This window comes from Larkinella rosea (assembly GCF_003858635.1).
GTDB lineage: Bacteria > Bacteroidota > Bacteroidia > Cytophagales > Spirosomataceae > Larkinella > Larkinella rosea.
The window spans coordinates 334,155-346,768 of sequence record NZ_RQJO01000015.1 but is presented as its reverse complement, the minus strand read 5'-3'; the positions used below and the strand labels follow the sequence as shown (position 1 = coordinate 346,768).

Sequence of the window (12,614 nt, the reverse complement as noted above, 5' to 3'; positions counted from 1 at the left end):
TTCAGCGCACCCAAACCTGGTTCAATGAGAATCGCAGTCGACGCTATGGGTGGCGATTTCGCTCCGGACGCTATTGTGGAGGGAGTCGTAATGGCCACTAAAGAATTACCAAGTGACGTCACCATCGTATTGGTGGGCAAACAGCGGGTAATTGAAGACCTTCTTCAAAAATATACTTACACGGGCTCCAGTGTAGAAATAGTCCATGCGGAAGATGTGGTCGAAATGGGAGAGCACCCCACCAAGGCGCTTTCACAGAAACCCAATTCCAGCATCGGAGTTGGGTTTAAACTTTTACGTGACAAGTCGGTCGATGCCTTTTGCAGCGCGGGCAATACCGGTGCCATGCACGTTGGCGCGCTGTTTAGCATCAAGGCTATCGAAGGCGTGATGCGCCCCGCCATTGCCGGTTTTGTACCGCAGTTGAGTGGCGGTTTTGCCGTTATCGTCGACATTGGTGCCAATGCCGACTGCAAACCGGAAATGTTACTGCAATTCGGCGAAATCGGTTCTATTTACGCCCAATATACGTTCGGAATCGAAAAACCGCGGGTCGCGCTGATGAACATCGGCGAAGAAGAGCAGAAAGGGTCCGTCGTTGCCCAGGCCGCCTACCAGTTGTTGAAGGATAGCCGGAAAATTAATTTTATTGGTAATATGGAAGGAGGAGATTTCTTCCGCGATAAAGCTGATGTGATCGTAACCGACGGTTTTACGGGCAATATCCTGTTCAAAATGGGCGAGTCGATTTACGAAATGACCAAAGACCTGGGACTCAAACACGAATTTACCGATAAAACCAATTACGAATCCGTCGGCGGAAGTCCGATTGTGGGCGTAAATGGAAATGTCATTATTGCCCACGGTATTTCGTCGCCGTTGGCCATCAAAAATATGCTTAGTCTGGCAAAACGGCAGGTTGAATCCAATGCGTATACCAAAATTGCTCAGGCGTTAAGTTAAAATGAGACAAAAGAGAAGAGACATGAGACAAAAGACACCAGCACAAGTGCGATCGATTTCTCTTGTCTCCTGTCTCTCTTCTCTTGTCTATAAAATCGATTGCACCTCCCGAGTATGAACAGTAAAGCGGCAATTACAGGCGTATACGGATATGTACCCGACTACATCCTGACCAACGCGGAGTTGGAAAAAATGGTGGATACCAGTGACGAATGGATCACCAGCCGCACCGGTATTAAAGAACGACATATTCTGAAAGGCGAAGGCCTAGGCACCTCGCACATGGCGGCCAGGGCAGTGGAAGGTTTGCTGGCTAAAACCGGTACAGCACCGGCGGATGTTGAACTGCTGATTTGCGCCACCACCACGCCCGATTACGTTTTTCCGTCGACGGCTAATCTGATATGCGACATGACCGGTATCCGGGCCGTCGGAAGTTTTGATATTCAGGCAGCCTGTTCGGGTTTTTTATACGCATTAACGATTGGTACTCAGTTTATTGAAACCGGGAAATACAAAAAAGTAGTCGTAGTCGGTGCCGATAAAATGTCGGCCATTGTCGACTATACCGACCGGACCACCTGCGTGCTGTTTGGCGACGGAGCCGGAGCGGTTTTACTGGAACCCACTACGGACGGAAACGGCATCATCGATTCCATCATTCGCTCCGACGGTTCGGGGCAAAACCACCTGGTTCAGAAAGCGGGCGGTAGCCGTTACCCACCCACCCACGAAACGATCGATAAACGCTGGCACTACGTCTACCAGGACGGCCCGTCGGTGTTTAAATTTGCGGTCAAGAACATGGCCGATGTCTCCGCCGAAATCATGGAGCGCAATCACCTGACCGGCAGTGACGTTGCCTGGCTGGTGCCGCACCAGGCCAACAAACGGATCATCGAAGCCACCGCCAACCGCATGGGCCTCGGCATGGACCGGGTCATGCTCAACATCCATAAATACGGCAATACCACCGCAGCAACCATCCCGCTCTGCCTGTTCGACTACGAGTCGCAGTTGAACAAAGGCGATAACCTGGTTCTGGCCGCCTTTGGGGGCGGTTTTACCTGGGGAGCGGTTTATCTGAAGTGGGCACTATGATTACAGTGATTTTGATGATGAATATGATTTGACCAAAGAATCATCATTAATCATCCCAGTCATAGTATCATAGTCAATCAATTTAATCACTGTAATCATAGTTCAGACATAATGGCAACGACCGCAGACATTCGGAACGGACTCGTTATTCAATTCAATCACGATCTGTTTCAAATTACTGAATTCCAACACGTTAAGCCCGGAAAGGGCGGAGCTTTCGTTCGGACGAAACTGAAAAGTTTGACATCGGGTAAAGTACTCGACAACACGTTCAACGCCGGGGTAACGATTTACCCGGTGCGCGTAGAACGCCGGAAATTTCAGTTCCTGTACAAAGACGAGGCAGGCTATAATTTCATGGACAATGAAACGTTCGATCAGATCAATCTGACGGATAAAATTGTCGAAGGATCTGACTTGATGAAAGAAGGTCAGGAAGTTGAAATTCTGATCAACGCCGAAACCGATACGCCGTTGACCTGCGAATTACCGCCTTTTGTGGAACTGGAAGTGACGTATTCAGAACCGGGTATTCGGGGCGATACAGCCAACAGTGCCAAAAAGAAAGTAGATGTATCGACCGGTGCCACCATTATGGTACCGCTGTTTATCGAACAGGGCGACAAAATTCGGGTCGACACCCGCACCCGCGATTACGTAGAACGAGTTAAATAAGTTTAGAAATTATGAATGATGGACGATGGATTGGAATTCATCCTTCATAACGCATCATTTATAACTCAAAAAGAGATGGACACGAAAGACATTCAGAAACTTATTGATTTCATCGCGCAGTCGGGCCTGGATGAAGTCAGTATCGAAACCAATGAACTGAAACTGAGCGTAAAGCGCTTCGGACAAGCTCCGGTTCTGGCGGCACAGCCCGTTGCACAACCGACCGTTCAGGCAGCTTTACCGGCAGCGCAGCCAGCGGTTTCCGCAGCGACGCCACCCTCGGCTCCCAAGGCGGATACGTCGAACTACCTGACCATCAAATCCCCGATGATCGGAACGTTCTACCGCTCGGCGGGCCCCGACGCCGAATCATTTGTGGAAATCGGCGATGAAGTAAAGCCGGGTAAAACCGTCTGCATCATCGAAGCCATGAAACTCTTCAATGAAATTGAATCGGAAGTGGCCGGTCGGATCGTCAAAGTCCTGGTCGAAAACGCCACTCCGGTCGAATACGATCAGCCGTTATTCCTCGTCGAACCTATTTAAGTTTACGGTTTACAGTTTACGGTCTATAGTTATCCTGTAAACCGTAAACCATAAACCGTAAACCGTAAACTGATATTATGTTCAAGAAAATTCTCATCGCCAATCGGGGCGAAATCGCGTTGCGGATCATCCGGACGTGCCGCGAGATGGGCATTAAGACGGTGGCAGTTTATTCGACTGCCGACCGGGATAGCCTGCACGTACGGTTTGCCGACGAGGCCGTTTGCATCGGCCCACCGCCGAGCCGCCAGTCGTACCTGAATATTCCTAATATTATTTCGGCCGCCGAAGTAACCAGCGCCGACGCTATTCACCCCGGCTACGGTTTTCTGTCCGAAAACGCGGAATTCTCGCAAATCTGCGCCGATTACGGCATTAAATTCATTGGAGCTACGGCCGAGCAGATCAACGCGATGGGCGACAAAGCGACCGCCAAAGCCACGATGCGGGCCGCCGGAGTTCCGGTGATTCCGGGTTCGGAAGGCCTGCTCGAATCAGTAGAAGAAGGCAAGCGGCTGGCCGTCGAGATCGGTTATCCGGTTATTATCAAAGCAACTGCCGGGGGCGGTGGTCGCGGCATGCGGATCATCAAAAGCGAGCTCGAATTTGAAAAAGCCTGGCTCGACGCCAAGATGGAATCCGGCGCGGCTTTTGGCAACGACGGTTTGTACCTGGAAAAATACGTGGAAGAACCGCGCCACATCGAAATTCAGATTGTGGGCGATCAATACGGCAAAGTTTGCCACCTGTCGGAGCGCGATTGCTCCATTCAGCGTCGGCACCAGAAGCTGGTGGAAGAAACCCCTTCGCCCGTGGTCAGTTCCGAATTGCGGGAACGGATGGGGGAAGCCGCCATCAAAGGGGCCTCGGCCATCGGGTACGAAGGGGCAGGAACCGTGGAGTTTCTGGTCGACAAACACGGTGACTTCTACTTCATGGAAATGAACACCCGGATTCAGGTGGAACACCCGATTACGGAAGAAGTGACTGATTTTGACCTGATTAAAGAACAAATCAAGGTAGCGGCCGGAACGCCGATTTCGGGGAAAAACTACACCCCGAAAATCTACGCGATGGAATGCCGCATCAACGCGGAAGATCCCGCCAACGGTTTTCGTCCTTCACCGGGTAAGATCACCAACTTACACTTTCCCGGCGGCCACGGCATCCGGATCGATAGCCACGTTTACAGCGGGTATACCATTCCACCGAACTACGACTCGATGATCGCCAAACTGATCGTGTCGGGGCAGTCGCGCGAGGAAGTGATCACGCGGATGAAACGGGCGTTGCAGGAAGTGGTCATCGAGGGCATCAAAACCACGATTCCGTTCCACATCAAGCTGATGGACGACGCCAAATTCCAGTCGGGTGCGTTCACAACGGCGTTTCTGGAAGGGTTTGACTTCAGTACACTTTAGTACCCACGGACCGGGCCTTTAGTCCGTGTTTTATTCCCTGGTATAAACCAACATCGGGTCATTAGATAGCTGCCCTTTTTCAACCTTAGGGCTTGTAATCAAAAACCGCTACCGGAATGTTACTTTTCGGTAGCGGTTGGGTTACACATCCCTGGCTATAAAAATTTATTGCTCATCGGCAGCAGGGGCTGCAATTTTGGTTAGTTCCTGATTGTCAGGAAATAATGCATTTGCTTTGTTGAGCCATTCTTTACGGGCCTCTGCATTTCTGGTAACCAGTTCTTCGTAAGAAATCAGGTATTTAAAAGCCAGCAACAGATCTTTTTTATACCGATTCCGTTCGGCTTCTTTATCCGCTATCATCCCAATAAACTGCTCAAAATACGGTTTGGCTTTCCCATTGCGAACGGCTTCTTCGGGAGTGTAGGCATAGTAATTGGCTTTCGCCCGGTAAAGCAAGGTCGGTGCATAGTCTGGCGAGCTTTTTTGGGCCAGTGCCAGCGCGGAATCGGCCATTGCAAAACGAATCGTATCCCGAACCAGCTTTCCTACACTATCGCGTTGGAAACCGAGCGTATAATTGCTCATTCCGTAACGGAATAAGTCCTGGACATCCGCCTTGAAACCGTGCCTGGCCGCCGAATCCAGAGCGGCTACCGCTTCAGAATGTTTCTTCGCCCGGTAATAATACTTGGCCATATCGCTGTATAGATTCTCCGTCGTATCGAACGGAGCCGCTTTGCCAAGGTAAGTCACTCCAATGGAATCGTTAACAGCTTTCAGGGAATCACTGCCGGGGTTTTCCATCCCCATGTAGGCCATTCCGAGGTATTTATAATCATCGGGCATCACCTTTTCGGGTGCTTTTTCCAAAAACGTAGTGATATTCTGAATTGCTTTCTGAGGTTCTTTCAGAGCCGAGTAGGCCCAGCCTTCCATCCGATACACAATAGGATTCGACGCTAAAACCGTACGGTTACTGTCGATCAGGTTTACGGTTCGCTGGTAGTTTTTGGCCAGAAAATGGAACTGAGCCTGCCGCAAGAGCGTCTCCTGCCGATGGTCTTGCGAAACGTTGACATACCGGTCAATATAACTGGCAGCGTTCTTGTATTGATTAACCAGAAAGTACAATTCGGCCAACTGGTTATAAGCCGGAGCATAGCTGGAATTGGCCTCAATGGCCTTTTTATAATTTTCAACCGCCAGATTCAGGTTCCTTCCCTGCCAGTAAATATCACCGATCCGCTGATAAACCCGCGCCGGATTCATTCCCAGTTCCAGCGCATTTTCGTAGCGGGTCACGGCGGTGCCAGCGTCCCGATTCAGGTAATAGGCGTCGCCGAGGGCCAGTTGAATGGCAGCATTTTTCTTGTCACGGTCGGCGGCCCGGTTTAGATACTCAATGGCTTTAGCCGGATTGACCACGTTGGCATACAACGGTTTGATGGAGCCATTGCCTGGAGTCAGATAACCCGTGAGAGCTTCACCAATGCGGAACAAGATTTCCGCATTTTTCCCTTTACTTCTGCTGATGACTTCCTCCAGCTTCAGATTCGCCTTGGTGTTATCGTTCTGAATCAAGGTGATAATGGCCAAACCGGTTTGGTTGAGCGGAAATCGTTTTTCATCCATCAAAATACCTTTTTCAAACCAGATTTGGGCCGAATCAGGTTTTCCGGAACGGAGATAACCGTATCCGGCATCGAAGTTGGTTTGCAAGGATGGATTTTGCCGGGCGTTTTGCCGGAGAAGTTGGGTGGCTTCCTGAAACCGGCCCAGACTCAGCAGTTCGGTTGCATTTGGGGATTGTGCCTGTGCTAAAGCACTGACGACCGGGCTGAAAACTAATAGAAATGATAGGTAGATTTTCATAGCGCGTAGGATTTTCCTTCAGCAAATGAGAAACGTTTACTTTGCTGAAGACAGTAGCAAATTACCGCCGGGAACTAAAAGAGAGCTTAAAGACTGCTTAGAAATGGCTTAGAGAAGACAATGACCAACTCGCCAGGTGTTGCAATTGGTTACCGATGCGCTTTGGGAATGCTCACGTCCAGCCTGAATCAAAACTTAAAATTTGCTTATAATTCACCGGATTAGTAACCAGATTCCGAATCTACCCGTTACAGGTATAGAACCGATCGTATTTTGCTCACCCATGACCAATAGACCTTCCCGATATGCCCAGGTGCTGGCCTGGCTGGATCGACATGTGATCAGGCGGTTATACACCGAGCGGGTCCGCCGGGTTATTCTCCAGAGTTTGCCCTTTTGGGTCGCTTCCATCCTAACCGGTCTGGTGGCGGTTGGCTATGAAGAGCTTTTTGTGTGGGCCGAGCAAACCAGTTTTGCCTGGATTCGAACGCAGCCCCTGCTGGTATTCATGCTGACGCCAACAGCTTTCGTAGTTGCCTGGTGGATCGTGGCCAAACTGGCCCCTGCTGCCCGGGGAAGTGGCATTCCGCAGGTCATGGCCGGTATTGAACTGTCCAGTCCGACTACGCATGGACGGATTGCCCATCTGCTCAGTCTGCGGGTAGCGATTGTGAAAGTCCTGAGTAGTGTCGTCTTGCTGATGGGTGGTGGCGTCATTGGCCGGGAAGGACCAACCATCCAGATTTCGGCGGCCATTTTCCGGGCCATTAACCGGCTCCAACCGGCTGGCTGGCCCCAACTGTCGCGCCAGATTGCCCTCGTCACCGGCGGGGCGGCTGGTTTGGCTGCTGCGTTCAACACCCCGCTGGGAGGAATCGTCTTTGTCGTTGAAGAGCTTACTCAAACCCATATTACCCGTTTTCGAACCGCCGTTTTCACCGCCGTGATCATTGCCGGAATGACGGCCCAAGCTCTTTTGGGGCCCTATTTGTACCTCGGTTTTCCGAAGGTTACGGCTTCGACCGGCTGGTTTTTGGGTGTGATTGCCCTGGTGGCGATCCTCTGCGGTTTTGCGGGTGCGGTTTTTGCCAAAACGTTATTGTGGGTCAATGCCTACCGCCGACGATTCCGTACCGTTGCTACGCAGGCAGGATGGGTATTCGGGTGTGGATTATTATTGGGTGGTCTGACTTTTCTGGTTGGAACCGACGCGGTCGGAACGGGCAAGCCCATCATCAATCGGCTCTTGTTTCAGAACGATCACCTGACGCCCTGGTACCTCTTTCCGGTGCGGTTTGCCGGTATGGCTCTCAGTTACAGCAGCGGGGCAGCGGGCGGTATTTTCGCTACTTCGTTAAGCGCCGGTGCCATTCTCGGCGATGGCCTTTCCCGATTGCTGAATGTTGCTCCAACTAACACCAACCTGCTCATTCTGGTCAGCATGGTTAGTTTCCTGACGGGGGTGGTTCGTTCGCCGTTTACAGCGGCTATTCTGGTCCTGGAAATGACGGACCGGCATTCGGCCATCTTCCAGTTACTGTTGGGGGGCTTAATGGCGCAGGGAGCAGCCTCGCTGGTGGATCCGGTTTCCTTCTATGAACACTTAAAAACCGGCTTTGTCCGTGAAACCTTGATCCATTCATCTACGGATGACCCTGCTTCAAAACCGACAGGTACTAATTAACCCGTTGGCGCTCATTCTTTCTTCGGTGGGTAGAGCCGTCGAATAAGCCGTTCCATGGTCAGGCCCTGGCCAATCACCGAGAACAGCACAACGGCATAGGTAATTGTAACCAACAGATCTTTATTTGGTAATGTCGCTGGAATTGACAGGGCCATGGCAATGGATAACCCACCCCGTAAGCCACCCCAGGTCAGCATAATCGGCGCTTTATCGTCCAGATCGAGCCACTTCCGGGCTAACCTGAAAGGGAACCAAATCGAGATGAATCGGGCAAACAAAACTAAAAAGACAACAGCCAGACAAATCGGCCAGTACCGCGACTGAAAGTCGATGAGTAACAATTCGAGGCCAATCAACACAAAAAGTAGCGCATTCAGGATTCCATCGATCAATTCCCAAAACTTATCGACGTACTCTTCAGTCGTATGGCTCATGGCTCCCTTCCGGGCATACCCACCTACGAACAGACCCGCCACCACCATGGCCAGTGGTCCGGAAATGTGCAGTGTTTGTGCCAGCAGGTAGCCCCCCATTACCCCTGCTACGGTAATGATTACTTCCGTTTGGTAGTGGTTGATGGAACGCAGAAGCCAGAACATTCCATAGCCCAAAGCCAGTCCAAACACGATTCCACCTCCGGCTTCTTCTAAAAATAGCAAGCCGATTTCTCCTGCACTAATGCTGTCGGAGCCGTTGACAACGATGCGATAAATGGAAGCAAATACGACTACTCCAACGCCATCGTTGAACAAAGACTCGCCCACGATGTTGAGTTTGACATTCTCGGGCAACTTGAATTTGGCTAAGATACCCAGCACAGCAATAGGGTCGGTGGGCGAAATCAAAGCACCGAACAGCAAACAAACCGGATATGACAAGGTGAGTCCGAACCATCCGGACAATAGATAAAGCCCGGTTCCAACCAGAGCTGTGCTTAACAGTACGCCGATTAAGGCAAACAGCATGACCGACCGTCGCTCCAGTTTCAATTGGGCGGAATCCGTATGAAAGGCTCCGGCAAACAGTAGGAAACTGAGCATGACATCGAACAAAACACGACCAAAATCGATTTGTTCCAATGCCTGGCGGATTAGCGCAAACCAGGCGGAATGAATGGCATTCAATCCGATTAGCAACACCGAAAAAAGGAGCGACAACACCATAATACCAATGGCATCGGGTAGTTTCAGCCAGCGGGTATTGAGATAGGCGAATGCGGCCGAAATAACAATCAGAAGTGTAACGAGTGTAAATAAGTCCATTCAGATAAAGAATTACACAAGATTGCCTTAAATTTCTATTGAATAAATCAAATCGACCGTAATTAGATCATTTTTTTTGACAGGCATGATCATTAACGACCCCAATCTGCCCCATTCCAAACGACCTGATGTGCTGGCCCGCTTCGGCACGTTTTTGCGGGATCGCTTCAGCTTAGAAGAAGATAAAGAAGAAGAAGCGGCTATCATTCAGTCCATTAGCCGGGGAATTGAGTTTCGGGGAATCAATTTATGGACACTGATTTTTGCCATTTTTATCGCTTCCATTGGCCTGAATGTGAACTCGACAGCGGTTATCATCGGAGCCATGCTCATTTCGCCCCTGATGGGCCCCATCATGGGGATCGGACTTGGAATTGGTATCAATGACCTGACCATGATTCAGCAGGCTTTGAAGAATTTAAGTATTGCGGTTTTTATCAGCTTGCTGACATCGACCATTTACTTTTTTATTAGTCCCCTTCACATTGCCCAATCGGAGCTCCTGGCACGTACCTCCCCGACCGTTTGGGATGCGTTTATTGCCTTTTTTGGTGGACTGGCTGGGATAGTAGCTGGCTCGCGTCGGGACAAGATCACCAACGTGGTTCCGGGTGTTGCTATTGCCACGGCGCTGATGCCACCGATTTGTACAGCCGGCTATGGTCTGGCATCAGGCAACCTGTATTACTTTGCCGGTGCGTTTTATCTGTTTCTCATCAACAGCGTCTGCATTAGTCTGGCCACTTTTTTAATTGTCCGTTTTTTGGGTTACCATCAGAAACAATATCCAACGCCCGATACTGAACGCCGGGTGCGCAACACCATTTGGATAGCGGTTTTAATTGTGGTCGTACCCAGCAGCTACCTAGGCTATCAAATTGTTCGTAAAACCATATTTGAGCAAAACACAAAGCGGTTTGTGACGAATGAATGTAATTTTCAATACCGGCAAGTAGTCAACTATATGGCCCATTTTAACCGGAAGCAAAGTTCCGTTGAACTCACGCTGGTTGGAGAACCATTTCCAAAAGATTCCATTACTTTTCTCCGGGCAAAAATGCCTGCTTACGGTCTGGGCGATGCATCGCTGGTGGTTAAGCAAGGTAGTTTTAAAGATACAGAAATTGACGTGGATGCGCTCAAGAATTCGTTGACCGATCAGGTTATCAAATACAGCCAGTCGTCTATCGCCCGCAAAGACCACACCATCGACTCATTGCGCCGGTATATCGACCTCACCCAATCTACACACTTACCAGTAGCGGATCTGCGCAATGAACTGAAGACGCTACTGCCCGATGTACAAACCTTTACCGCTGCCCGGTCACTGGTAATGAATGCCAATAAGGCGACACCGGATACCGTTATGCTGGTTTATGCGACGTTTTCCCGCAGGCATACAAAGTCTGAGCGGCAGCGCATTGAGAAATGGCTCCAGAGTCGCACAAAAAGCAAACGAATTAAACTGCTTATCGAGTAAGCGTTCAGGAAATCAATAGCTCCGAAGACCTATGCAGCCTCTCTGCGAAATGATCCGTTTTTTCGCCAATTCTCACACATGGTATCCGGTAGATCATCGATGGCACTGATGCCTCGCTGCCCATTTTACTGCGTCGATTCGATGAAATGCAAGGTAAGAAAAGGAGAGCATAGAGGATATTTTCCGTAATAGCTCCTTTTACTACTTGGTATCTTCTCCAGAGAAGCAGACTTTTAAAGAATTATTCGTTTCAATCCCAATTTACCATGTCAAAACTGAACCTCACGCTGGGCGACAAAACGTATTTTCCGTTCGTCACCGCCCCCATTCCGTATGAAGGGCGCGAATCGGATAATCCGCTGGCGTTTAAATGGTACGATCAAAACCGCACGATTCTGGGCAAACCGATGAATGAACTGTTCCGGTTTGCGGTCGCTTACTGGCACACCTTCTGCGGCACGGGCGCCGATCCGTTCGGGCCGGGCGTCAAATTGTTTCCCTGGAGCACGAATGCCGATCCGCTGGGCGCAGCTTTCGACAAGATGGATGCCGCTTTTGAGTTCATTACCAAAATGGGCATGGAGTACTACTGTTTTCACGACACAGATGTGGCGCCCGAAGGCAGTTCCAACGCCGAATTTGAGCGCAATTTCCGCAAGATTGTCGATTACGCGAAGCAGAAACAGCAGGCCAGCGGTGTTCAACTGCTGTGGGGAACGGCCAATCTTTTCTCGCACGCACGCTACATGAATGGTGCATCGACCAATCCGGATTTCCACGTGCTGGCCCACGGCGGCTGGCAGGTGAAAAATGCCATTGATGCCACGATTGAGCTGGGCGGTTCGGGCTACACCTTCTGGGGAGGTCGCGAAGGCTATATGTCGCTGCTGAATACGAACATGAAACGCGAGCAGGAGCACCTTGCCCGGTTTTTGACGATGTCGCGCGATTATGCCCGCAAGCAGGGCTTCAAAGGCGCGTTCTACATCGAACCGAAACCGATGGAACCGAGCAAACACCAGTACGATTTCGACGCGGCTACGGTGGCCGGTTTTCTGAATAAATACGGTTTGCAGGACGATTTTGAATTGAACGTCGAAACCAACCACGCCACGCTCGCCAGCCACACCTTCGCCCACGAGTTGCAGGTTGCGGCCGACAACAACATGCTCGGCAGCATCGACGCCAACCGGGGCGATTACCAGAATGGCTGGGATACCGATCAGTTTCCGATGGATCTGTACGAACTCACGGAAGCCATGCTGGTGATTCTGGAAGCGGGCGGCTTGAAATCGGGCGGGGTCAACTTCGATGCCAAAACCCGCCGGAACTCGACCGATCTGGACGATATTTTTATCGCCCACATTGGCGGGATGGATGCGTTTGCCCGGGCCGCCATCGTTGCCGAAGCGATTCTGAGTAAATCGCAGTACAAGAAATTGCGGGCTGATCGCTACGCCAGTTATGACAGTGGCGAAGGCGCGCGTTTTGAAAAAGGCGAACTGACGTTGGAAGATCTGCGCGAATACGCCCTGACTAATGGCGAACCGAAACAAATCAGCGGCAAGCAGGAATTGTACGAAATGATTCTGAATCAGTATATTTAG

Annotated in this window: 10 protein-coding genes; 8 read left to right on the top strand and 2 right to left on the bottom strand. The window is 50.6% G+C overall.

Features of this window, described 5'->3' with window-relative positions:
* The first annotated feature begins 24 nt into the window (after window positions 1–24).
* The 5 genes from plsX to accC all read left to right on the top strand — a co-directional run bounded on the left by plsX (window position 25) and on the right by accC (window position 4,706).
* A complete protein-coding gene (plsX, locus tag EHT25_RS27895) occupies window positions 25–963 on the top strand; it encodes a phosphate acyltransferase PlsX (protein ID WP_124878682.1) in 939 nt (312 codons plus the stop codon).
* Window positions 964–1,077: 114 nt separating this feature from the next.
* Entirely contained in the window at window positions 1,078–2,064 is a 987-nt protein-coding gene (locus tag EHT25_RS27890) for a beta-ketoacyl-ACP synthase III (protein WP_124878680.1), read from the top strand.
* 111 nt (window positions 2,065–2,175) lie between these two features.
* On the top strand, window positions 2,176–2,739 hold the full coding sequence (efp, locus tag EHT25_RS27885) for an elongation factor P (protein ID WP_124878678.1): 564 nt from the start codon (window positions 2,176–2,178) through the stop codon (window positions 2,737–2,739).
* A gap of 75 nt (window positions 2,740–2,814) precedes the next feature.
* Window positions 2,815–3,285 carry an acetyl-CoA carboxylase biotin carboxyl carrier protein gene (gene accB, locus EHT25_RS27880; protein ID WP_124878676.1) on the top strand — a complete coding sequence of 157 codons (471 nt, stop codon included), beginning with the start codon at window positions 2,815–2,817 and terminating at the stop codon, window positions 3,283–3,285.
* Window positions 3,286–3,362: 77 nt separating this feature from the next.
* Window positions 3,363–4,706, top strand: coding sequence for an acetyl-CoA carboxylase biotin carboxylase subunit (accC, locus tag EHT25_RS27875; protein ID WP_124878674.1), 1,344 nt, complete (start codon window positions 3,363–3,365; stop codon window positions 4,704–4,706).
* A 165-nt stretch (window positions 4,707–4,871) separates the two neighbouring features.
* Here accC and EHT25_RS27870 read toward each other — a convergent pair whose 3' ends face one another.
* A complete protein-coding gene (locus tag EHT25_RS27870; protein WP_124878672.1) occupies window positions 4,872–6,581 on the bottom strand; it encodes a tetratricopeptide repeat protein in 1,710 nt (569 codons plus the stop codon).
* A 283-nt stretch (window positions 6,582–6,864) separates the two neighbouring features.
* On the opposite strand from EHT25_RS27870, the gene EHT25_RS27865 reads away from it, so the two are divergent.
* Window positions 6,865–8,265, top strand: a complete 1,401-nt coding sequence (locus tag EHT25_RS27865; protein ID WP_124878670.1) for a chloride channel protein — start codon at window positions 6,865–6,867, stop codon at window positions 8,263–8,265.
* An 11-nt stretch (window positions 8,266–8,276) separates the two neighbouring features.
* On the opposite strand, the gene EHT25_RS27860 is transcribed toward EHT25_RS27865, so the two are convergent.
* Window positions 8,277–9,527, bottom strand: a complete 1,251-nt coding sequence (locus EHT25_RS27860; protein ID WP_124878668.1) for a cation:proton antiporter — start codon at window positions 9,525–9,527, stop codon at window positions 8,277–8,279.
* Window positions 9,528–9,612: 85 nt separating this feature from the next.
* Here EHT25_RS27860 and EHT25_RS27855 point away from each other — a divergent pair, with 85 nt between their 5' ends.
* Both EHT25_RS27855 and xylA read left to right on the top strand, forming a co-directional pair.
* Window positions 9,613–11,007, top strand: coding sequence for a TIGR00341 family protein (locus EHT25_RS27855; RefSeq protein ID WP_124878666.1), 1,395 nt, complete (start codon window positions 9,613–9,615; stop codon window positions 11,005–11,007).
* 266 nt (window positions 11,008–11,273) lie between these two features.
* Window positions 11,274–12,614, top strand: a complete 1,341-nt coding sequence (xylA, locus tag EHT25_RS27850; protein WP_124878664.1) for a xylose isomerase — start codon at window positions 11,274–11,276, stop codon at window positions 12,612–12,614.

Excerpts from the sequence above, each read along its gene's own strand:
- plsX (WP_124878682.1), top strand. The coding sequence starts at position 25 with ATGAGAATCGCAGTCGACGCTATGGGTGGCGATTTCGCTCCGGACGCT.
- EHT25_RS27890 (WP_124878680.1), top strand. The coding sequence starts at position 1,078 with ATGAACAGTAAAGCGGCAATTACAGGCGTATACGGATATGTACCCGAC.
- efp (WP_124878678.1), top strand. The coding sequence starts at position 2,176 with ATGGCAACGACCGCAGACATTCGGAACGGACTCGTTATTCAATTCAAT.
- accB (WP_124878676.1), top strand. The coding sequence starts at position 2,815 with ATGGACACGAAAGACATTCAGAAACTTATTGATTTCATCGCGCAGTCG.
- accC (WP_124878674.1), top strand. The coding sequence starts at position 3,363 with ATGTTCAAGAAAATTCTCATCGCCAATCGGGGCGAAATCGCGTTGCGG.
- EHT25_RS27870 (WP_124878672.1), bottom strand. The coding sequence starts at position 6,581 with ATGAAAATCTACCTATCATTTCTATTAGTTTTCAGCCCGGTCGTCAGT.
- EHT25_RS27865 (WP_124878670.1), top strand. The coding sequence starts at position 6,865 with ATGACCAATAGACCTTCCCGATATGCCCAGGTGCTGGCCTGGCTGGAT.
- EHT25_RS27860 (WP_124878668.1), bottom strand. The coding sequence starts at position 9,527 with ATGGACTTATTTACACTCGTTACACTTCTGATTGTTATTTCGGCCGCA.
- EHT25_RS27855 (WP_124878666.1), top strand. The coding sequence starts at position 9,613 with ATGATCATTAACGACCCCAATCTGCCCCATTCCAAACGACCTGATGTG.
- xylA (WP_124878664.1), top strand. The coding sequence starts at position 11,274 with ATGTCAAAACTGAACCTCACGCTGGGCGACAAAACGTATTTTCCGTTC.